This window comes from Kocuria sp. LHG3120 (genome assembly GCF_049897445.1).
Taxonomy (GTDB): domain Bacteria; phylum Actinomycetota; class Actinomycetes; order Actinomycetales; family Micrococcaceae; genus Kocuria; species Kocuria rosea.
On the sequence record NZ_JAFCWG010000002.1, the window covers coordinates 347,205 to 368,741 of the forward strand.

Annotated in this window: 19 protein-coding genes; 14 read left to right on the forward strand and 5 right to left on the reverse strand. The window is 72.1% G+C overall.

Annotated features, from left to right (window positions below; translation table 11 throughout):
• Position 1: 1 nt before the first annotated feature.
• The 7 genes from ACP7CD_RS05610 to ACP7CD_RS05640 all read left to right on the forward strand — a co-directional run bounded on the left by ACP7CD_RS05610 (position 2) and on the right by ACP7CD_RS05640 (position 9,422).
• Positions 2 to 2,077, forward strand: a complete 2,076-nt coding sequence (locus tag ACP7CD_RS05610; RefSeq protein ID WP_017833514.1) for a helix-turn-helix transcriptional regulator — start codon at positions 2 to 4, stop codon at positions 2,075 to 2,077.
• Between the two features lie 23 nt (positions 2,078 to 2,100).
• Positions 2,101 to 2,469, forward strand: a complete 369-nt coding sequence (locus ACP7CD_RS05615; protein ID WP_426119351.1) for a hypothetical protein — start codon at positions 2,101 to 2,103, stop codon at positions 2,467 to 2,469.
• Positions 2,462 to 2,770: a Sec-independent protein translocase subunit TatA gene (tatA, locus tag ACP7CD_RS05620; protein WP_035923909.1), complete on the forward strand. Its 309-nt coding sequence runs from the start codon at positions 2,462 to 2,464 to the stop codon at positions 2,768 to 2,770. The genes ACP7CD_RS05615 and tatA overlap by 8 nt, the downstream gene beginning before the upstream one ends.
• Before the next feature lie 137 nt (positions 2,771 to 2,907).
• Positions 2,908 to 3,801 (forward strand): twin-arginine translocase subunit TatC, encoded by an 894-nt coding sequence (gene tatC / locus ACP7CD_RS05625; RefSeq protein ID WP_426119353.1) that lies wholly within the window; start codon positions 2,908 to 2,910, stop codon positions 3,799 to 3,801.
• A gap of 71 nt (positions 3,802 to 3,872) precedes the next feature.
• Positions 3,873 to 6,710, forward strand: a complete 2,838-nt coding sequence (locus ACP7CD_RS05630; protein ID WP_035923908.1) for a DEAD/DEAH box helicase — start codon at positions 3,873 to 3,875, stop codon at positions 6,708 to 6,710.
• An 89-nt stretch (positions 6,711 to 6,799) separates the two neighbouring features.
• Positions 6,800 to 8,488 (forward strand): amidohydrolase, encoded by a 1,689-nt coding sequence (locus ACP7CD_RS05635; protein WP_426119355.1) that lies wholly within the window; start codon positions 6,800 to 6,802, stop codon positions 8,486 to 8,488.
• Between the two features lie 196 nt (positions 8,489 to 8,684).
• On the forward strand, positions 8,685 to 9,422 hold the full coding sequence (locus ACP7CD_RS05640) for a polyprenol monophosphomannose synthase (RefSeq protein WP_109244335.1): 738 nt from the start codon (positions 8,685 to 8,687) through the stop codon (positions 9,420 to 9,422).
• Positions 9,423 to 9,506: 84 nt separating this feature from the next.
• On the opposite strand, the gene ACP7CD_RS05645 is transcribed toward ACP7CD_RS05640, so the two are convergent.
• The 3 genes from ACP7CD_RS05645 to ACP7CD_RS05655 all read right to left on the reverse strand — a co-directional run bounded on the left by ACP7CD_RS05645 (position 9,507) and on the right by ACP7CD_RS05655 (position 11,653).
• Positions 9,507 to 9,842, reverse strand: coding sequence for an RNA polymerase-binding protein RbpA (locus ACP7CD_RS05645; protein ID WP_031283042.1), 336 nt, complete (start codon positions 9,840 to 9,842; stop codon positions 9,507 to 9,509).
• Between the two features lie 139 nt (positions 9,843 to 9,981).
• The gene (locus tag ACP7CD_RS05650; protein WP_426119358.1) at positions 9,982 to 11,097 is read right to left on the reverse strand and encodes an SPFH domain-containing protein; all 1,116 of its coding nucleotides are present in this window, start codon (positions 11,095 to 11,097) and stop codon (positions 9,982 to 9,984) included.
• A gap of 64 nt (positions 11,098 to 11,161) precedes the next feature.
• Positions 11,162 to 11,653: an NfeD family protein gene (locus ACP7CD_RS05655; RefSeq protein ID WP_017833523.1), complete on the reverse strand. Its 492-nt coding sequence runs from the start codon at positions 11,651 to 11,653 to the stop codon at positions 11,162 to 11,164.
• A 264-nt stretch (positions 11,654 to 11,917) separates the two neighbouring features.
• Between ACP7CD_RS05655 and ACP7CD_RS05660 the strand changes: the two genes are divergently transcribed.
• Complete coding sequence (locus ACP7CD_RS05660) at positions 11,918 to 12,292, forward strand: hypothetical protein (RefSeq protein ID WP_017833524.1); 375 nt, start codon at positions 11,918 to 11,920, stop codon at positions 12,290 to 12,292.
• A 10-nt stretch (positions 12,293 to 12,302) separates the two neighbouring features.
• Here the strand turns inward: ACP7CD_RS05660 and ACP7CD_RS05665 are convergent, their stop codons facing one another.
• The gene (locus tag ACP7CD_RS05665; RefSeq protein WP_207307535.1) at positions 12,303 to 13,748 is read right to left on the reverse strand and encodes an alanine racemase; all 1,446 of its coding nucleotides are present in this window, start codon (positions 13,746 to 13,748) and stop codon (positions 12,303 to 12,305) included.
• A 914-nt stretch (positions 13,749 to 14,662) separates the two neighbouring features.
• Between ACP7CD_RS05665 and ACP7CD_RS05670 the strand changes: the two genes are divergently transcribed.
• Entirely contained in the window at positions 14,663 to 15,079 is a 417-nt protein-coding gene (locus tag ACP7CD_RS05670; RefSeq protein ID WP_426119361.1) for a DUF3054 domain-containing protein, read from the forward strand.
• A 50-nt stretch (positions 15,080 to 15,129) separates the two neighbouring features.
• Entirely contained in the window at positions 15,130 to 15,408 is a 279-nt protein-coding gene (locus ACP7CD_RS05675; protein ID WP_017833527.1) for an Lrp/AsnC family transcriptional regulator, read from the forward strand.
• 133 nt (positions 15,409 to 15,541) lie between these two features.
• Here ACP7CD_RS05675 and trpD read toward each other — a convergent pair whose 3' ends face one another.
• Complete coding sequence (gene trpD, locus ACP7CD_RS05680) at positions 15,542 to 16,600, reverse strand: anthranilate phosphoribosyltransferase (protein WP_426119364.1); 1,059 nt, start codon at positions 16,598 to 16,600, stop codon at positions 15,542 to 15,544.
• Between the two features lie 249 nt (positions 16,601 to 16,849).
• Between trpD and ACP7CD_RS05685 the strand changes: the two genes are divergently transcribed.
• The 4 genes from ACP7CD_RS05685 to ACP7CD_RS05700 all read left to right on the forward strand — a co-directional run bounded on the left by ACP7CD_RS05685 (position 16,850) and on the right by ACP7CD_RS05700 (position 21,168).
• Positions 16,850 to 17,488: an aa3-type cytochrome oxidase subunit III gene (locus ACP7CD_RS05685; protein ID WP_109269383.1), complete on the forward strand. Its 639-nt coding sequence runs from the start codon at positions 16,850 to 16,852 to the stop codon at positions 17,486 to 17,488.
• 59 nt (positions 17,489 to 17,547) lie between these two features.
• A complete protein-coding gene (locus ACP7CD_RS05690) occupies positions 17,548 to 18,339 on the forward strand; it encodes a c-type cytochrome (RefSeq protein ID WP_426119366.1) in 792 nt (263 codons plus the stop codon).
• A gap of 73 nt (positions 18,340 to 18,412) precedes the next feature.
• The gene (locus tag ACP7CD_RS05695) at positions 18,413 to 19,507 is read left to right on the forward strand and encodes a Rieske 2Fe-2S domain-containing protein (RefSeq protein ID WP_426119368.1); all 1,095 of its coding nucleotides are present in this window, start codon (positions 18,413 to 18,415) and stop codon (positions 19,505 to 19,507) included.
• Positions 19,507 to 21,168: a cytochrome bc1 complex cytochrome b subunit gene (locus ACP7CD_RS05700; RefSeq protein WP_017833532.1), complete on the forward strand. Its 1,662-nt coding sequence runs from the start codon at positions 19,507 to 19,509 to the stop codon at positions 21,166 to 21,168. Before ACP7CD_RS05695 ends, ACP7CD_RS05700 begins: the two co-directional genes overlap by 1 nt.
• Positions 21,169 to 21,537: the final 369 nt, after the last annotated feature.

A 21,537-nucleotide genomic window follows, 5' to 3' on the forward strand; every position in this document is an offset into this window, starting at 1 on the left:
GATGGCAGCCCGATCGACGGAGCGGCTCCTCAACCTGCTCATCGCCCTGGTCTCCCGCGAACGCGGGTACACCCGCGCCGAGCTCCGAGAGGCCGTTCCGTCGTACGCGGAGTCCGCGTCCGACGAGGCGTTCGAGCGCATGTTCGAGCGCGACAAGGCGGAGCTGCGCGACCTCGGCTACCCCATCGAGGAGGTCTCCGAGGACCCCCTGTTCCCGGACGACACGCACGGCCACCGCTACCGGATCCCGCGCGGGTCCTTCACGCTGCCGCCGCTGCAGTTCACGGCGGAGGAGTCCGCGGTGCTCGCCCTGGCGGCCAACGCCTGGACGGACGCCTCCCTCGGGGAGCTCGCCCGCCGGGCCCTGCGCAAGCTCGAGCCCGCCATCGGCGGCCTGCCGGAGGACGACGCCCCGCCGCTGCTGCAGCCCACCCTCACCGCCCACGAGCCGTCCTTCGAGCCGCTGCTCTCGGCCGTGGTGCGACACCGCGAGGTCCGCTTCGACTACCTCGCCCGCAGCACCGACCAGCTCACCACCCGGCGGCTGCGGCCGTGGGGCATCGGCTCCCGCTACGGCAACTGGTACGTGGTCGGCTGGGACCTGGACCGCAAGGACTCCCGCACGTTCCGGCTGTCGCGGATCATGTCCGACGTCACGGTCACCCGCAAGGAGTTCGACCCGCCCGAGGGCTTCTCCATGAACGAGTCCCTGTCCCAGATGGTCTCCCACGCCCCCGCGCGCACCGTGGAGGTGCTGGCCCGGCCCGGCCACGCGCACATGCTGCGCCGGATGGCCGCCCGGCAGGAGCCCGGCGTCGGCGCCGGGGACGGCGTGGACCGGTGGGACCGGCTGCACATCCCCTTCGCGGAGACCGAGATCCTCGCCGAGGAGATCGCCGCGGCGGGCCCCGGCGTCGTCGTGCCCCGCGACGGGGACGGCACCGCCCCCACCATGCAGGCCGAGGTGCGCGCCGCGGTGGTGCGCCGGCTGCGGAGCGCCGAGTCCGCCGTGGCACGGTTCCGCGGCGTGCAGGTCGACTGGAACAACAAGTCCCGCAAGGGCACGCGCAACAAGCTCTCCACCGCGGACCACCTCTCGCGGCTGCTCGAGATCGTCCGCTGGGTCTACGCCCACCAGGGCGCGGAGCTCGAGGAGACCGCCCGCCGGTTCGGGATCACCGACCAGGAGCTGATCGCGGACCTCAACACCCTGTTCGTGTGCGGCAAGCCCGGGCACATGCCGGACCAGCTGATCGACGCGTCCTGGGACGACGGCCACGTCTACCTGTCCAACGCGGACGAGCTCTCCGACCCCGTGCGGCTCACGCAGCCGGAGGCCTCCGCGCTGCTCGTGGGCCTGCAGACGCTGCGCACCGTGCCCGGCGGGGACTCCGAGGCGGTCGCGTCCACGATCGCGAAGGTCGCCGGCGCCGCGGGGGACGCCGGGGTGCTCGCCAATGCGGTGGGCGCCCGCCCCATCACGGACACGCCCGCGCCCGCCCTCGCCGACGTCATGTCCGCGGTGCGCCGCGCCGTGGAGCAGCGCCGCCGGATCCGGATCGGCTACGTGGTCCCGTCCCGCGACGAGCTCACCGAGCGGGTCGTGGACCCGGTCCAGGTGTTCTCCTCCAACACCCACTGGTACGTGCGCGCCTGGTGCCTCGGCTCCGAGGGGATGCGCAACTTCCGGCTGGACCGGATCTCCGCCGTCGAGGACGCCGGGCCGGCGGGGGAGCGCCCCGCCGCCCAGGAGGCCGCCGCCGCGTCCCCGCCCGCCCCCGGCACCCCGGACACCGTGGAGGTCGTGCTCGTCACCGACCGGCGCAGCCGGTGGATCGCCGACCAGTACCACGCCACCCGCACGGCCGTGGTCCGGGTCCCCGGCGGGGCCCGCACCGGGCCGGCGGCCGACCACGAGGCCGCGCTCATCGGGTTCCAGACGGCCGAGGCCGTGTGCGCGCTCGTCACCCGCTACGGCGGCCAGCTCGCGGTCATCGGGCCCGACGACGTCGTGGCGCAGGTGGAACTCTGGGTGAACTCTGCGCTCGGCGCCTACGGGGCGTCCGAGCCGGCCTGATCCGCCCGCCTATACTGGAAGGCATGCTCTGGTGGTCCTGGGTCCTGCTGTGGACGGTCCTCGTCCTGCTCGGCGCGGCGTTCCTCGGACTGATGCTGTGGCGGCTGGTGAAGACCTTCTTCGTCCTGCTCCGGGACACCGAGACGGTGGCCGGGGAGTTCGCCCAGCGGTGGGACGACGCGGCCGCCGGGGTGCAGCGCCCTGTCCGGGCCGTCCCGGACCCGGCCCTGTTCACACCGGTGGGGCAAGCCGTGGCCGACTACCGGGTCGGCCGTGACCAACGAGAAACCGCCCGTCTGAGACGCCGCATCGAGCGCAAGGACCGGATGGGCCAGCCGCAGCGGATCAGCGACCTCCGCCGGGCTGAACGGAAAGGAATGTTCCATGGGTAGGCTCTTCGACAGCCCCTTCATGATCCTGATCATCCTGCTGGTGATCCTGCTGCTGTTCGGCGCGCCCAAGCTCCCGGGCATGGCCCGCAGCCTCGGCCAGTCGCTGCGCATCTTCAAGTCCGAGGTCAAGGAGATGAAGAAGGACGACCAGCCGGACGGCTCGGACGTGGTCATCGACGGCAAGGCCGTGGCGCCCGGCCGGGACGGCACCACCGACCGTGACCACGGCGCCACCGGCACCGCCTCCGGCACGGACACCCCGCGCGACCCCGAGCAGCACCCCGGCCGCCCTCCGGCCTGACCCCCGCCCCCTCTCCCTCTCCCGGCGTCCGCCGCCGCCCCGATCCGCCGCACCGGCCGGTCCGCGCCCCCGCCCGGGGAGCGGGCCGCCCGACCGGCCCCGCCACCCCGGGCGGGCCCCGAGTCCCGAAGGTCCCCATGTCCTCGCAGTCCCCCCGCGGTCCGAAGAAGCGCCGGACCGCGCGCAAGGCCAATCCGCAGGCGCAGATGGCCCTGGCCGAGCACCTGCGGGAGCTGCGCAACCGGCTGATCAAGTCCGCGGTGGCCACCGTGGTGGGCATGGTCGGCGGGTTCTTCCTGTACATCCCGTTCATGGCCTACATCACGGAGCCCCTGCAGCGGCTGGCCTCCGCGGAGGGCAGCGAGGCCTCCATCAACTACTCCGCGGTGGGCTCGTCCTTCAACATCATGGTGGAGGTCTCCCTGGTGCTCGGCCTGGTCCTGGCCAGCCCCGTGTGGCTCTACCAGCTCTGGGCGTTCGTGACCCCGGCCCTGCACCGGACCGAACGGCGCTACGCGGTCGGCTTCCTGGCCGCGGCCGTCCCGCTCTTCCTGAGCGGGATCGCGGTCGCCGTGCTCACCCTGCCCACCGCCGTCTACGCCCTCACCGCGTTCACCCCGGCGGGCGGGACCAACTTCATCTCCGCGGACGTGTACCTGCGGTTCTTCCTCCAGCTGATCCTGACCTTCGGCGTCGCCTTCGTGCTGCCCGTGTTCCTGGTGGGCCTGAACATGCTGGGCGTGCTCTCCGGGCGCACGGTGCTCAAGAGCTGGCGGATCGTCGTGGTCCTCGTGATGGTGGTCTCCGCGATGGCCGCCCCGGGCCCCGACCCGATGACCATGTTCTACCTCGCCGTGCCGCTGCTCACGCTCTTCTTCGTGGCCGTCGGGCTGTGCCTGCTCCTCGACCGCCGGCGGGCCCGGAAGGAGGCCCGCCTCGCGGCGGGCACGGGGGCGTCGGCCGACGTCGCGACCCCCGCCGACGAGCTCGGCCTCCTCGGCCACGACCCCGAGGGCGGGTTCCGCACCTGACCCGCTCGGCCCGTCGCGAACGGGCCCCCGGTGGGCCCGGCCACGTCCGGGTCGCGCAGTAGGGTGGATGCATGTCCTCCTACGCCGACCGATACCTGGCCGCCAAGCAGCGGGCCGCCCACGCGAGGACCGAGCTCGCCGTGTTCCAGCACCGGCTCGAGTTCGAGATGGACGACTTCCAGACGACCGCCTGCGGTGCCCTCGAGGAGGGCCGGGGGGTGCTCGTCGCCGCGCCGACCGGCGCCGGCAAGACCGTGGTGGGGGAGTTCGCCGTCCACCTGGCCCTGTCCCGCGGGCAGAAGGCCTTCTACACCACGCCCATCAAGGCGCTCAGCAACCAGAAGTTCCACGAGTTCTCCCGGGCCTTCGGCGCCGAGCGGGTCGGCCTGCTCACCGGCGACACCTCGGTGAACTCCGAGGCGGACGTCGTGGTGATGACCACCGAGGTCCTGCGCAACATGCTGTACGCGGACTCGCCCACCCTGCTGAACCTGGGCTTCGTGATCATGGACGAGGTGCACTACCTCGCCGACCGCTTCCGGGGCGCCGTGTGGGAGGAGGTCATCATCCACCTGCCGGACAGCGTCCAGCTGGTGTCCCTGTCCGCGACCGTCTCCAACGCCGAGGAGTTCGGGGCCTGGCTGGACACGGTGCGCGGCGACACGGACGTGGTGGTCTCCGAGCACCGGCCCGTGCCGCTGTGGCAGCACGTCCAGGTGGGCGGGCGGCTGCTCGACCTGTTCCTGGACGACACCACGGTGGAGGAGGCCGCCGAGCGGCTCGAGGGGCCCGGCAGCGACGAGCCCGACGTCAACCCCGAGCTGCTCCAGCTCGCCCGAGCCGAGCACCCCCGCGGGGGCCGCCGGGGCGGCCGCGGGCCCGGGGGACGCTCCCGGGACCGGTTCTCCCGCCGCAACGGCGGCGAGGGCTTCCGGCCCAGCCCCGAGACGCGCCGGGTGTCCCGCCCGCAGCTGATCCGCCGCCTCGACGCCGAGGGCCTGCTGCCCGTCATCACCTTCATCTTCTCCCGGGTCGGGTGCGACGCCGCCGTGCAGCAGTGCGTCGCCGCGGACATCCGGCTGACCGGCGAGAAGGAGCAGCAGACCATCCGCGCCCGGGTGGCCGAGACCGCCGCCTCGCTCGAGGCCGCGGACCTCAACGTCCTCGGCTTCTACGAGTGGCGCGACGGCCTGCTGCGCGGCGTGGCCGCCCACCACGCGGGGATGCTGCCGGCGTTCAAGGAGCTCGTGGAGGAGCTGTTCGCCGAGGGGCTCGTCAAGGCCGTCTTCGCCACGGAGACCCTGGCCCTGGGCATCAACATGCCGGCCCGCTCCGTGGTGCTCGAGAAGCTCGACAAGTTCAACGGCGAGTCCCGGGTGGACATCACGCCGGGGGAGTACACCCAGCTCACCGGGCGCGCGGGGCGCCGGGGGATCGACGTCGAGGGCCACGCCGTGGTGCTGTGGCAGCCCGGGATGGACCCGCACGCCGTCGCCGGTCTCGCCTCCAAGCGCACCTACCCGCTGAACTCGAGCTTCCGGCCCACCTACAACATGTCCGTGAACCTGGTGGCCCAGTTCGGCGCGCACCGCTCCCGCAAGATCCTCGAGTCCTCCTTCGCCCAGTTCCAGGCGGACCGCTCCGTGGTGGGCCTGGCGCGCCGGGTCCGCTCCCAGGAGGAGTCCCTCAAGGGCTACGAGGAGGCCATGACCTGCCACCTGGGGGACTTCTCCGAGTACGCCGCCCTGCGCCGCGAGCTCAAGGACCTGGAGCGCGCCGAGGAGAAGGCCGGCTCCCGGCAGCGGCGCTCGGACGCCGTCGCGTCCCTGCACGACCTGCTGCCCGGGGACGTCGTGGAGATCCCGCGGGGGCGCAACGCCGGCTACGCCGTGATCCTGTCCACCGACCCCAACCGGGACGACCCACGCCCCTCGATCCTCACCCTCGACCACCAGCTGCGCCGGGTGGGGGCCCAGGACCTGGACGGGCCGCTCGAGCCGGTCTCGCGGATCCGGATCCCCAAGCAGTTCACGGGCCGGACGCCCAAGGAGCGGCGCGACCTCGCCTCGTCCGTGCGCAACGCCCTGCACGAGCACCGGCCCCCGCGCGGCGGCGGCCGCGGGCACACCATCCAGTTCGACCGCGGCACCAGCGCCGCCGAGCGGCGCATCACGGAGGTCCGCAAGGCCCTGCGCGGCCACCCCTGCCACGGCTGCTCGGACCGCGAGAGCCACGCCCGCTGGGCCGAGCGCTGGTGGGCGCTGCGCCGGGACACCGACGGGCTGCTGCGCCAGATCGAGAGCCGCACCAACACGATCGCCAAGACCTTCGACCGCGTCTCCGAGGTGCTGGGCTCCTTCGGCTACCTGGAGACCCTCCCGGACGGGGAGGTCCGGCCGACCCGCGCCGGCGAGCAGCTGCGGCGGATCTACGGGGATCGGGACCTGCTCCTCGCCCTGAGCCTGCGCGACGGCTTCCTCGACGACCTCGACCCCGCCGCCACCGCGGGGCTCGTGACCCTGCTCGTCTACCAGGCCAAGCGCGAGGAGCAGGGAATCCAGCCGGTCCTGCCGACCGCCGCCATGGACCGGGCCGCACAGACCGTGGTGCGCAACTGGTCCCTGCTCACCGACCGCGAGCAGGAGCACCACCTCCCGGCCACCGCGGAGCCGGAGTTCGGGCTCGTGGAGGCCATGCACCTCTGGGCGCGCGGGGCGACCCTGAGCGCGGCCCTGTCCGGCACGGAGCTCGCCGCCGGCGACTTCGTGCGCTGGGCCAAGCAGGTGATCGACATGCTCGACCAGCTCGCCAAGATCGATCTCCTCGACGCCGGCACACGCGCCCAGTGCCAGCGCGCGATCGCGCTGGTGCGCCGCGGCGTGGTGGCCCACTCCGCGTTCGAGGACTGAGCCGCGCCCTCCCGCCCCGCGCCGCCCCGTCCACCGGCACGACCGCCCCGCACGACCCCCGCGCACCACCGCCCCCGAACAGGAGACCCGTGAGCACCACCGTCCCCGCCCGTCCCGTCCTCTACCGCAACGGCTCCGTCTACAGCCCCGCGGACCCGTTCGCCACGGCCCTGCTGGTCGACGGCACCCGCGTGGCCTGGGTCGGCTCCGAGGAGGCGGCGCAGTCCCTGCAGGACTCCTCCATGGACGTGGTCGACCTCGACGGGCGGCTGCTGGCCCCGGGGTTCGTGGACTCCCACGTGCACGTGACCGAGACCGCCCTGGCGCTGTCCACCCTGGACCTCACGGCGGCCGGCTCCCTGCACGAGGTGCTCGACGCCGTGGCCGGTGCCGCCCGCACGAGCACGGGCCCGGTCCTGGGCTCCGGCTGGGACGAGTCCGTGTGGCCGGAGCGCCGGGCGCCGATGGCGGAGGAGCTCGACCGGGCCGCCGGCGGGCGCGAGGTCTACCTGACCCGCATCGACGTCCACTCCGGGGTGGTGTCCTCGTCCCTGGCCCGGCGGCTGGGCCTCGCCGGGACCGACGGGTGGCTCGGCGACGGCCGCGTGGAGAACCTGGCCCACGACCGGGTGCGCGCCGCGGCCCTCGACTTCGACGCCGGGCGCCGCGCCGAGCTGCACCGGCTCGCCCTGCGGCACGCCGCGGCCCAGGGCTACGTGGCCCTCGTCGAGGCCAACGCCGAGCAGGTCGCCCCCTTCGAGGACCTCGTGCGGCTGACGGCCCTCGCCAACCACGGGGTCGGCGCCGAGGGCGCCACTCCCCGCGTGCTGCCCTACCGGGGGGAGCTCGTGGCCACGGCCCAGGAGGCGCTGGCGGTGGCGGAGCGGTTCGACACCGCCCTGGCGGACCTGCTCGGACGCCCCGTGGAGCGGCGGGAGTCGCTCGTGGGGCTCGCCGGGGACCTGTGCGTCGACGGCGCCCTGGGCTCCCGCACCGCCGCGCTGCGCGCCCCCTACGCCGACGCCCCCGGCGACCTGGGGGACCGCTACCTCGACGCCGCGGCCGTGGCCGCCCACCTCGCCGCGACCACGGAGGCCGGTCTGCAGGGCGGCTTCCACGTTATCGGGGACGCCGGGATGGACATCGTCCTCGACGGCCTCGACCGCGCCGAGGCGCTCGTGGGGGAGCGGGCCCTGCACAGCGCCGGCCACCGCCTGGAGCACGCCGAGATGATCGACCCGGAGGGCATCGAGCGACTCGCCCACCACGCCGTGACCGTGTCCGTGCAACCGGGCTTCGACGCCGCCTGGGGCGGACCGGGCGGGCTCTACGAGCAGCGCCTCGGGGCCGACCGGGCGGCCGCGATGAACCCGATGGCCTCCTTCTACCGCGCCGGGGTCCCGGTGGCCCTCGGCAGCGACGCCCCCGTGGTGCCGCTGTCCCCGTGGGAGACCGTCCGCGCCTGCCTCCAGCACCACGACCCGGACCAGCGGATCTCCGCGCGGGCCGCGTTCCTCGCCTCCACCCGGGGCGCGTGGCGGGCCGCCCGGCACCCCGACCCCATGCAGGGCCAGCTCGCGCCCGGCACCCCGGCCACGTTCGCCGTCTGGGACGTCGAGGCCCTCATGGTGCAGCAGGCCGAGGGGACCGGCTCCGCCTGGAGCACCGACCCGCGCGCCCGCACCCCCCTGCTCCCCGCGCTCGACGGCGCGTCCCTGCCCGTGTGCCGCCAGACCGTGCTCGACGGCGTCGAGCTGTACCGCTCCGCCGGGTTCTGAGCCGCGGGGCGCCCGGCCACCCCGCGGCGTTCGGATCTTGGTCGCAGGCGCGGGGCAGGTTAGGCTGGGCAACTGCTGCCGGGTGGGCTCGCTCGTCCTTAGAAAACAGGCCGGCATCCCCTCAGGGCCGGACTGGTCCGAAGACGAGGGAGCCTGCCCTGTGGTGCGGCAGGCAGACCTCGAAAGGAACCACCCGGTGCGCGTACTGACCGTCATCCCCACCTACAACGAACACGAGTCCCTCCCGACCGTGATGGACCGGCTCCGCCAGGCCGTCCCGGACGGGCACGTGCTGGTGGTGGACGACAACAGCCCGGACGGGACCGGCCGTCTCGCCGACGAGATGGCCGCCGCGGACGAGAACATCCACGTCCTGCACCGCACCAGCAAGGAGGGCCTCGGCGCCGCGTACATCGCCGGCTTCCGCTGGGGCCTGGCCCGGGACTACGACGTCCTGGTCGAGATGGACGCTGACTGCTCCCACCAGCCCGAGCAGCTCCCGCTGCTGCTGGACGCCGTGGAGCGCGGCGCCGACCTGGCCATCGGCTCCCGCTACGTCCCCGGCGGGCGCACCGTGAACTGGCCCCTGCAGCGCCAGCTGCTCTCGCGCGGCGGCAACCTCTACGCCCGGACGCTCCTGGGCTCCCGGATCCACGACATCACCGCCGGCTACCGCGCCTTCCGCCGCGAGACCCTCGAGCGGATCGGTCTCGAGACCGTCGACTCCAAGGGCTACTGCTTCCAGATCGATCTCGGCTGGCGCACCGAGCGGGCCGGCCTGAGCGTCGTCGAAGTGCCGATCACCTTCGTGGAGCGCGCCGAGGGCGAGTCCAAGATGAGCCCGGACGTGACCCGGGAGGCCGTCGTGCGCGTGGCCCAGTGGGGGCTCACAGCCCGCGCCAGGACCCTGGCGGGCAAGCTCACCCGCCGCTGAGCCTCTGACCGGCGCGCTGCCCGGCACATGCGGAGGGCCCCACCCGAACCGGGTGGGACCCTCCGCATGTGCCGGGCGACAGGATCAGATCGCGTGCTTCTCCCGGTAGAACTCGACGCGCTGGGCCAGGATCTCCTCGAGCTCGTCCGTGCTGCGCCGCTCCAGGAGCATGTCCCAGTGCGTGCGCTGGTGCTTCTCGTTGGGGTTCACCGGCTTCTCGCCGTTGACGATGATCGCTTCCTTGCCGGTCTTCGACACCCACACCGGCGGGATCTCGGCCTCCGCCGCGAAGGTGACGGTGACCTTCTCGCCGTCCGCGGTGCGGTACTCGACGCGCTGGCGCGGGGCCGGCTCGACACCGGCCTCGGTCTCCATGGACTGGGAGCCCAGACGCATTCCCCTGAGGCTGCGGTCGCTCATTGTGGTGGTTCCTCCATAACTGACGGTGGCCACGGCAGTGGCGCACGCTCGGGCTGACGGCGGGTCGCACGGACCCGGGATCCGCTGGGTGCAACGCACGGGCTCCCGGGGTTGTTCCCCGGGGCCCGGGTCCGCCGCGTCAGCGGGCGGCCGGGCCGTCCTGCGGCGGCATCGGGTCGTCGAGGCGCACGGGGGCCTCCGGGTCGATGGTCGAGGGCCGGGGGATGGTGAACTCGTCCGGGTCGACGGTGGTGCGCTCCAGGTTGGGCTGCAGGTCCTCCTCCGTCACCTGGACGGCGTCCGGCTTCACGAGGGGCTCGTCCGCGGACTCGGGCTCCGGCATCTCGTCCGCGTCCGACCAGGTCCGGTCCGGGCCGTCCTCGTCCGGCCTGGAGAGGAAGTCGCCCACGCCCCGCAGGGCGTCGCCGAGCTCGGCGGGGATCATCCACACCTTGTTGGCGCTGCCCTCGGCGACCTTGGGCAGGGTCTGGATGTACTGGTAGGCCAGCAGCTTCTGGGTCGGCCGGGCCCGGTGGATCGAGTCGAAGACCTTCCGGATGGCCTGGGCCTCGCCGTCCGCGCGCAGGATCGCGGCCTTCGCCTCGCCCTCCGCGGACAGGATGGCCGCCTGCCGCTGGCCCTCGGCCATGAGGATCCGCGACTGCTTGTCGCCCTCGGCCGTGAGGATCACCGCGCGGCGCTCCCGCTCGGCGCGCATCTGCTTCTCCATCGAGTCCTGGATGGACGGCGGGGGAGTGATCTCCTTGATGTCCACCCGCGACACCCGGATGCCCCAGCGCCCCGTGGTGGAGTCCAGGACCCCGCGCAGCTCGGCGTTGATCTTGTCGCGGGAGGTCAGCGCCTCCTCGAGGTTCAGACCGCCCACCACGTTGCGCAGGGTCGCCGACGTCAGCTGGTCGGCGGCCTGGATGTAGTCGACGATCTCGTAGGTGGCGGCCCGCGGATCCATGACCTGGAAGTAGACGACCGTGTCGATGCCGACCACGAGGTTGTCCTCCGTGATCACGGACTGCGCCGGGAAGGACTGGACCTGCTCGCGCAGGTCGATGAGGGGCAGGAGACGGTCCACGAACGGGATGAGGAAGTGCAGACCGGGGGTGAGGGTGCTCTGGTACTTGCCGAGTCGCTCGACGATCCCGGCCCGGGCCTGCGGGATGATCCGCACCGACCTCAGCAGGATGATGAAGACCAGGACGACCAGGATGGCGAGCAGGACGATGACGGCTAGGTCCACGGGTGCCTCTCTCGGTGGTGCCGCTCCGGGCGGCGTTCCCGCCGGGCCGGTGCGGTCTTGGGGGTCAGAAGGACGGGCGCGGCGCCGGCCCGCCGTCGGCGGCCGGCGCGGGGTACGGGGCCACGAGGACGGTGGCGCCCTCGATGTCGTGGACGAAGACGTCGGTGCCGGGGGGCAGCTGCTCGCCGGTGACGGAGCGGGCGCTCCAGGTGTCGCCCTCCAGGCGCACCAGCCCGCTGCGGCCGGTCACGGGGTCCAGGACCTGGCACGGGAGGCCGATGAGCCGGGCGGCGTTGGACGCGGTCCCAGGCGTGGACCGGTTGAGGCGGCGCAGGGCCACCGGCCGCACCGCGAAGATGAGCAGCACCGAGGCGAGGGCGAACGTCACCACCTGGAGCACGAAGTTGTCCGTCACCCAGCTCACCCCGAACGCCAGCAGCGCGGCGGCGGACATCATCAGGAAGAGGAAGTCCAGGGTGAGCATCTCGACGGCGGCCAGAGCGATCACGACGATCAGCCACAGGACCCACGAGTTCTCGACCAGCCACTCCCACATGTCCGTCCCCGGCCTTCCGAATCCGCGTCCGCGAGGGCACCCTCGCCTTGGACCCATTCTGCCCCACGGGCCTGACAGGACGCTGGAGCGGCGTGGCGGCAGGGCCGCGGCCGGGGTCCCCGGAATAGGCGCTGTTCCGGGGGCGTTGGGATCTCTACGGTGGTCGCGCCGGACTCTCCCGGGACCGCGGGACGCCGCCGTCCGTCGGTCCGGCCCGGTGCCGGTCCGCCCCACAGACCCCCGGCACGCGGGAGGAGGAGATCCATGAAACTCATCACCTCGGTGGCGGTCTCCGCCGCCGGCGCCTGGCTCGCCGGGACGGCGACCGCCGTGGTCGGCCTCTCCGCGCTGCAGTCCCGGCTGCCCGCCCTGATCGCGCGGGGCGTTCCCGCCGAGCCCGACTTCGAGCGCGCGTTCGTCCTGCTCGGCACGGGCCGCTGCGCGCCCGGCGACGACCGGGCGGAGGTGCTGCGGGCCCGGCTCGAGGAGTCCTGCGGCCGGCCCGTCGTCTACGTGGACCTCACCGTCGGGCCGGAGGCCTCCGCGCGCCGGGCCGCCCGCGCCCGGGAGCTGGCGCGGGACTTCCACGCCGACCTCGTACTGGACCACGACGTCGAGGACCCGGCCGGTCGGTCCTGAACGGCGCCGGTCACCCGCCGGTGGTCGTCACCGGCAGCGGTGCTGTGGCGTCGAGCAGGTGGAAGGCCTCCGCGCTGAAGTCGATGGCCACCTCGTCCCCGGCGGCCGCCTCCGGCACCTCGGACAGGTCGAGGGTCAGGACCGTGCCGTGGTCGAGCAGCACCGGGACCTGCTTGCCGCCGACCGTGTAGGTCAGCTCGTTCTCCCGGGACGGGATGTGGTTGACGAGACCCACCTTCTTGGGCTCGGTGGTCGGCTCGGTGCACCCGTAGTCGATGCACCAGCCCGCGGGGAGCGTCTTGACCTGGCTCAGCTCCGTGGTCCAGGAGTAGAGGGTCGTCTCCGGCGGGCTGCTGGCGAAGAACATGCCGCCGACCCGCAGCAGGTCGTAGTAGAGGGAGTCGATCTCCTGGTCCAGCACGTCGCTGGCCCCCGCGTGGATCAGGGCGTCCTGCCCGAGGCCGGCGTCCCGGATCGCGGCCACCGCACCGTCGAAGCGGTTCTTCTGGGCCACCGTGGTGTTGGCCGTGTCGTTGCGCTCGATGGCGTCCTTGTCCTCCGCCGTGACGGTGGAGAAGTGCGTGGCGATGCCGGCGAGCTCCAGGTGCGGGGCGTCCTCGACGGCTCGGGCCAGGGGGAGCGCCTCCTCGGGCACGACGCCCTCGCGCCCCATTCCCGTGTCGACCCACAGGTGGACCTTCAGCGTCCCTCCCGTGGTGGACAGCACCTGTTCCGCCGCCTCGACCCAGGCGGGGTCCGTGGCGGCGACCTCCACGTCGTAGTGCATCAGCAGCGGGATGTCCTCGATCTGGGCGACGTAGAGCACCGCGATCTTGGCCTCGACGCCGGCCTCGCGCAGGGCGATGGCGTCGTCGAGCTTCGGCACGAAGATGTAGTCGACCTCGGCGGCGTCCTCGATGACCTTGCCGAACACGTCCACGGGCTCGCCGTTCTTGAGCACGGCGCCGAGCTGGACGTTCGACGGGAAGTCGGCCCGGATCGCCTCGGCGTTGCTGCGCACGGTCTCCGTGTTGACCGTGAGGAGGGGGATGTCCTGCGTGCCCTGCGTCGTGTAGGTGTAGGCGGTCTTCTCCCCGACGTCGCTCCCGCCGGAGGCGAAGGAGACCTCCACCGTGCCCGGGGTCCCGCGGGCCGGGGCCACGCAGGCGTGGCGCGCGGAGCGGTCGTCGAACTCGCACTCCACCTCCGTCTCGCCGAAGCGGACGGTGACCGGGCCGTCGGTGCCCCCGCCGGTGTCCGCCAGGACCAGGTTCCCGCCCTGCAGGCCGCCGTGCGAGGGGGAGAGGGCGACCGATCCGGAGGCGGTCGCGGGGGGCGCGTCCGAGGCGTCGTCCTGTCCGCAGCCGGCCAGGGCCAGCACCGACAGGGCCAGCACGGAGGTCACCAGCCGGCGCCCCCGGCCGTCCGTCACGATCACAGTGTTCCGTCGTCCCACGGATGTCCTCCCCTTGAACCAAGAATTTGCCGACGCGAATTCAGGTCGGCCACGGCGAGCGTATCGGCGGCCGGCCCCCGAGGCCGGGTCGACGGGGGAATCCCCCCACAAGTGGCCACAAAAGGAGGGCCGGGCGGCGCAACACGAGGACATCGGCTTGCTGACGGCGTCGACAGGGGAGAGGCGCCGGTCTGTTCGGAGCGGGACGGCCGGTCCGCCGTGTCGTAACGGTGCTGCGAGCATCGGCGCGACGACGACGAGCGCGGGCTCGGTGCCAGTGTCCTGTCGGACGACTGTCAGGACGGGCGCGACCGAGCCCAGCACGAGCCCGGCGGCGGAGAGGCCCACGGCCCACCGGCCCGTCGTCGTCCGGGATCTCACGGCGGGTCGCTCCTGCCGGCCCCGGAGCCGCGTGATGAATCCGCGCTGCAGGACGGGGTCGTGTCGTCACGGAAGAGCCGAGCGTCCGGAGCTCACCGGAACAGCCGGAACGACGGCGTGCGCGGACACGGATGCTGAGCGCTGCCCCCCGGACAGCCTGCTCCGCAAAGCGCCGATAATCGACATTATGTAAAGTAGTGTGGAGCGGAGGCTCCCCTCCGGTGTGTTCCTGCAACTATGTACCACCCATGCGCATCCGTTCTCCCGCATGCCTCCGCTGCTCGTCGCACCGGCCGCTCCACCGGGGCGCCGCGCCGCACGAGAACGTGATTCTCCTCGATCGCCCCGCCGTCCCGACCCGTATTCCGGCACCCGAGGCCGTCCGGCGGCCCTCCCTGGCCTCCGGGCCCGGACCATCGACCCCTGGTGGAAGGTTGAGACTTTTTTCGCCCTCAGCCCTCAACTCTCAAGGTGCACCTGAGGCTTCGGGAGTCCCGGATCGCGACCCGCGGACACCGCACTAGACTGCCAGCATGCACACGTCCGCCGCCCTCACCGCCCGCCCCGAGGAACGCACCACGCACCCCGGCCCCTGGGCCGCGGCGCTGACCGTGGACGTGCTGCTCGTCCTGCTGTTCGCCGGCCTGGGCCGCAGCACCCACGCCCTGGACGCGGCCGGCCTCCTCATCACGGCGTGGCCGTTCCTGGCCGGGCTCTTCCTGGGCTGGGTCGGGTGGCGGGTGCACCGCGCCCCGTTCGCCGTCTGGCCGCGGGGCGTCGCGCTGTGGTCGACGGCCGTGGCCGTGGGCATGGCTCTGCGCCTGCTCGTCGGCGAGGGCACGGCACCGAGCTTCGTCCTCGTCACGCTCGCGGTGCTCGGCGTCTTCCTGCTGGGCCCCCGCGCCCTGGTCTCGGGGCTGCGCGCGGCCCGCTCCCGCCGCCCGCGCTGACCCCTCCGTCCCGCCGGTCCTGCCGGCCCCGCTCCCGCGAAAGGTGCTCCATGCTCACCGCCATCGTCCTCATCAAGACCTCCGCCGACCGGATCCCCGAGGTCGCCGAGCAGATCTCGGACATCCCCGGGATCAGCGAGGTGTACTCCGTGACCGGCGACTGGGACCTCATCGCCATGGTGCGCGTGCACCGGCACGAGGACCTCGCGGACGTCATCGCCGACCGGCTCTCCAAGGTCGAGGGCGTCGTGGGCACGAACACCAACATCGCGTTCCGGACCTACAGCAAGCACGACCTGGAGGCTGCCTTCTCGCTCGGCATCGACTGACGGCCACCCGCCGTCCGGCCTCGTGCCACCCGGCCGGAGCCCGCGCGGCGGTCGGGCGCACGGACAGCAGGAGGCCGGCGGGGGAACGCCCCGCCGGCCGCCGTCGTCGTCGGCCCTCCGCAGGCGCGGCGCCTCAGCGCGCGGTGTGGGCGATCCAGCGGTCCAGGACGGCGCGGGCCGCGCCGCTGTCCACCGACTCCTCCGCGCGCCGCACGGCCGCGGCCATCCGGTCCTGGAAGGACCCCTCAACACCGGTGTCGAAGGCCACGAGGCCGGCGGCGGAGTTGAGCAGCACGGCGTTGCGCACGTGCCCCTTCTCCCCCGCCAGGACCCGCTCGACCACGCCCGCGTTGTACCGGGCGTCCTGACCCCGGAGATCCTCGATCGTGGCCCGGGGCATGCCGAGGTCGAGCGGTTCGAGGTCGTGGTGGTCGACCCGCCCGTCCCGGACCTCCCAGACCTCGGAGGGCGCCGTCACGGTGAGCTCGTCGAGGCCGTCGCCGCCCCGGAAGACGAGGGCCCGGTCGCCGCGGGCCGCGAAGACGCCCGCGATCAGCGGCGCCAGCGAGCGGTCGGCCACGCCGACGGCCGAGGCCTCGACCCGCGCCGGGTTCGTGATCGGCCCCAGGAAGTTGAAGGCGGTGGCCACGCGCAGCTGAGCCCGGGCCGCCGCGGCGAAGCGCATCGACGGGTGGAAGGTCTGGGCGAAGAGGAACGTGATGCCCACGTGCCGGGCCGCGGACTCCACCATCTCGACCGGCAGGTCCAGCCGCACCCCGAGCGCCTCCAGGACGTCGGCGGAGCCGGACTTCGAGGACGACGCGCGGTTGCCGTGCTTGACGACCTTCGCCCCGGCGCCCGCGCACACGAGGGCGGACATCGTGGAGATGTTGACGCTGGAGAGCCGGTCGCCGCCGGTCCCGACGATGTCCAGGGCCGGGCCGGGGATGTCGACCGGCCGGGCGTTGCCCACCATGGCGTCGGCCAGCCCGGTCAGCTCCTCGACCGTCTCCCCCTTCGCCCGCAGGGCCACGAGGAAACCGGCGATGACGACGTCGGACACCTCGCCCGACATGATCGTGTCCATGGCCCAGTAGGCCTGGTCACGGGTCAGATCGGTGCCGGAGATCAGGGCGGTGATCAGGTCCGGCCACTCGAAGTGCGGTGCGGTCGTCGGTGTCGTCGTGTTCACGTCCCCGATCGTATCGCCCGCCGCCGGACCGGCCCGAACAGGCTCCCGGGCGTGGGATGTCCCTCGCCGAGGACTTGTGACACGGATCACATCAGGGTCCCGGAGGCCCCCGGATCCCCGGCCTCCCGCGCCCGGACGCGCGGGGAGACGGCGCGCCTGGTCAGCGGGGGCCCTCGGGGCCCGGACACGCGAACCGCCCGACCCCGCCCCTGGTTGGTCCACCGGGAGTTTTGGCGACATAATGTCTCTGTGACGACTGCAACCCATACCCCAGCCAAGCCGGTAGGCGGGTCGATCAACCGACCCAACCTCACCTCAGTGGGCACCATCGTGTGGCTCGCCTCCGAGGTCATGTTCTTCGCCGGCCTCTTTGCCATGTACTTCACCCTGCGCTCCACCGCCCCGGAGCTCTGGGCCGAGGAGTCCGCCAAGCTGAACGTCCCGCTGGCCCTCGCCAACACCATCGTCCTGGTCCTGAGCTCGGTGACCTGCCAGTTCGGCGTCTTCGCGGCCGAGCGCCTCCAGCCCCGCCGGGCCGGCGGCCTGTTCGACGTCCGTCGGTGGGGCATGGTCGAGTGGTTCGCCCTGACCTTCCTCATGGGCGCGATCTTCGTGGCGGTGCAGTCCTTCGAGTACGCGGAGCTGGTCGCCCACGGCATCAGCATCCCGGCCAACTCCTACGGCTCCGCCTTCTACATCACCACGGGCTTCCACGCCCTGCACGTGACGGGCGGTCTCATCGCGTTCCTGTTCATCATGGGCCGGGCCTTCATCGCCAAGCGCTTCGGCCACTTCGAGGCCACCTCGGCGATCGTCGTGTCCTACTACTGGCACTTCGTGGACGTCGTCTGGATCGTGCTGTTCCTCGTGGTCTACTTCCTCCGGTAGGCCGCGCCGTCCGGAGGACGCACCAAGCAACCCAACACCGAGTTAAAGGAACGTTTGACGTGAAGGCACTTTCGCAGCAGCGACGCCACCCTCTGGCCGTGCTGGTCCTGATGGTCCTGGCCCTGCTCCTCAGCGGTGGGCTCTACGCAGTCGCCACCACCACCAACGAGGCCAAGGCCCAGACCGAGTCCTACACCGCGCAGGACATCGAGGAGGGCGAGAAGCTGTTCGTCGCGAACTGCTCCACCTGCCACGGCCTCGACGGCGCCGGGACCCCCTCCGGCCCCTCGCTCGTCGGCGTCGGTGCCGCCGCCGTCGACTTCCAGGTCGGCACCGGCCGCATGCCCATGCAGGCGAACGGTCCCCAGGCGGAGCAGAAGGCGGTCCAGTTCAACGACGAGCAGGTCCGCCAGTTCGCCGCCTACGTGGCGACCCTCGGCGCCGGCCCGGGCATCCCCGAGGAGCAGTACCTGGACGTCGCCCAGGGCAACGCCGCCAACGGGGCGAAGGTGTTCCTCGCGAACTGCGCCATGTGCCACAATGCCGCCGGTGCCGGCGGTGCGCTGACCCGCGGCAAGTACGCCCCCTCGGTGATGGACGTCGAGGAGAAGCACATCTACGAGGCCATGCAGACCGGCCCGCAGAACATGCCGGTGTTCAACGACGCGAACATCACCCCCGAGGAGAAGCGGGACGTCATCACCTACCTGAAGACCCTCGAGGACAACCCCAACCCCGGCGGCTTCGGGCTCGGCGCCCTCGGCCCGGTGTCGGAGGGCCTGTTCGTCTGGACCATCGGGCTCGCCGTCATCATCGGGTTCACCGTCTGGCTCACCTCGCGCTCCGCCTGACGGGCCGTGCCGGCAGCGGATGTCGGACCCCGAAGCTACGATCAACTGCACCAAGAGAAGAATGAGGGACCACATGGGAAGCCACAGTGACGGCACTCCCCACCAGTCGGGAACCGTTGCCACCACGGGCACCACGGCAATGGAGCGTTTCCCCGACCCCGGACTGCCCCCGCACCGCCCGCGCCTGACGGACATCGACTCCACGGCCGCCAAGCGCGCCGAACGGCAGGTCGTCCTGCTGTTCCTGATCTCGATCATCGGATCGATCCTGTTCTTCGTCGGGTACTTCGGCGTCCGCGTCGACGGACCCATCTACGACGTCACGAACACCGCGCCCACGCAGGCCCTCCAGCTGCAGAACTTGCTGCTCGGCCTCGGCGTCGCCCTGGGCATGTTCGGCATCGGTCTCGGCGTGGTCCACTGGGCCCGCACCCTCATGCCGGACCACGAGCTGGTCGAGAACCGGCACGCGGTGCGCACGGAGGAGCAGCGCGCCGAGGCCCAGAGCATCCTGACCACGATCTACGACGAGTCCGGGATCAAGCGCCGGCCGTTGCTGCGCAACACCCTCATCGGCGCGGCCGTGCTCGCTCCCCTGCCGTTCGTCGGCCTGCTGCGGGACCTCGGCCCGACCGATCTGGACGTCCTCAAGGAGACCATCTGGGACGAGGGGATCCGTCTGGTGCGCGATCCCTCCGGCACGCCCATCAAGGCCTCGGACGTCACCCTCGGCTCCACGTTCCACGTGGTCCCCGAGAACCTGAGCGCCATCGGGCACAACGAGGGCTACCTCGACGAGAAGGCCAAGGCCGTGGTGCTGCTCATGCGCCTCGACCCGGACACCGTCAACGTCTCGCCCGAGCGGGCCGACTGGAACGTCGACGGCATCTTCGCCTACTCGAAGGTCTGCACCCACGTCGGCTGCCCGGTCGCGCTCTACGAGCAGCAGACCCACCACCTGCTGTGCCCGTGCCACCAGTCCACGTTCGACCTCACGAACGAGTGTGAGGTCATCTTCGGGCCGGCTGCCCGGCCCCTTCCCCAGCTGCCGATCACTGTGGACGACGAGGGCTACCTCGTGGCCCGCAGCGACTTCCAGGAGCCGGTCGGTCCGACCTACTCGCAGCGCGGTACCCATGTCGAGGAGATGCAGGGTGAGGCGAACTGATGTCCACGTCCACTGATTACGAGTACAAGCCCCAGACGGGCACCGGCCGGATCGCGAACTTCGTCGACACCCGTGTCGGCATGTCGCCTATCGTCAAGGAGTTCGGCCGGAAGATCTTCCCGGACCACTGGTCCTTCATGTTCGGGGAGGTGGCGCTGTACACCTTCGTCATCCTGCTGCTCTCCGGCACGTTCCTGGCCCTGTGGTTCGAGCCGTCGATGGCGGCCCTGGAGTACGAGGGCTCCTACGTCCCGATGCAGGGCGTCGAGATGTCCGCGGCCTACGCCTCCTCGCTCGACATCTCGTTCGACATCCGCGGCGGGCTCTTCCTGCGCCAGATCCACCACTGGTCCGCGCTGGTCTTCGCCGCCGCCGTGTCCGTGCACATGCTGCGCGTGTTCTTCACGGGGGCCTTCCGCCGGCCGCGCGAGCTCAACTGGCTCGTCGGCGTCGCGCTCTTCCTGCTCGCGATCGTCGCCGGCTTCACCGGCTACTCGCTCCCCGACGACGTGCTCTCCGGCAACGGGCTGCGCATCGCCGACGCGATCCTGAAGGCACTCCCCATCGTGGGCGCCTACCTGTCGATGTTCCTGTTCGGCGGCGAGTTCCCCGGCCACGACATCATCGCGCGCCTCTACATCCTCCACGTGCTCGTGATCCCGGCGATCATCCTGATGCTAATCGTCGTCCACCTGTTCATGGTCGTGGTGCACAAGCACACCCAGTTCCCCGGCCCGGGCCGCACCGAGAACAACGTCGTCGGCTTCCCCGTGGGACCGATCTACGCGGCGAAGGCCGGTGGGTTCTTCTTCATCGTGTTCGGCATCATGGCCCTGATGGCGGGCACCACCACCATCAACGCGATCTGGAACTACGGTCCGTACGATCCCTCCCCGGTGCAGGCCGGTTCCCAGCCCGACTGGTACATGGGCTTCACCGACGGCGCCGTGCGCCTCATGCCCGGCACCTGGCCGTTCAACTGGGAGTGGACGTTCTGGGGCATGTCGATCCCGATGAACGTGCTGCTGCCGATGGCGCCGCTCGCGGTGCTCTTCGGGCTCATGGCCGCGTGGCCCTGGATCGAGCGCTGGGTCACGAAGGACGACCGGGAGCACCACATCCTCGACCGTCCCCGGAACGCTCCGTTCCGGACCGCCATGGGCGCCGCCGGCGTGACGTTCTACACGATCATGCTCATCGCGGCCAGCGGCGACCTCATCGCCACGCACTTCAACCTGGCCGTCAACGACGTCCTGTACTGGCTGCGCGCCCTGTACTTCCTGGGCCCGATCCTGGCCTTCATGATCACCCGCCGGATCTGCCTGGCGTTGCAGCGCAAGGACCGGGAGATCGTCCTCCACGGCCGGGAGACCGGACGGGTGCAGCAGCTCCCCCACGGTGAGTTCATCGAGGTGCACGAGCCCCTCGACGAGTACAAGCGGTACCGTCTGGTCAACATGCCCGACTACCAGGTCGAGCCGGCCCAGCCGAACGCCAAGGGCAAGATCACGGCCACGGAGAAGACGCGCGAGCGGATCAGCCGCTTCTTCTTCGAGGACCGTGTCGCCCCCGTCACCCCCGCCGAGCTCGAGGCGGCGCACCACCACCACGAGGCCGACGCCCTCACCACGGGTTCCCAGGACCGGGAGCTCGTGCGCTGAGCCGGCAGCACGCCTGACAGGGCCCCGAGAGGAGTGATCCTCTCGGGGCCCTGTCGCATCTGTGGATCCGTCGTCGGCGCTCGGACACAGCTGAGACATGACCGCATGACTCCTCCGACGGCCCTCAGCGCCGTTCTGTCGGGACAGGACCTGCGAACCGCATTCTCCCGGGTCTGCTGCCCCGGAGGCCCGCAGGACCGCGTCCACGCCCTCCTGGCGGGACGCTGCGGCCGCAAGCGACCGGTACCAGCCCGGGACCGTCGGAGCCCGCCCTCGGACCGGCACCGGTCGATGCACCGGGCCGGGCGTGGAGATGCGCGATGGCCACCGCGCGGTCGTTGAGAGCCCGTGCCGGGGCGGCCCGGACGA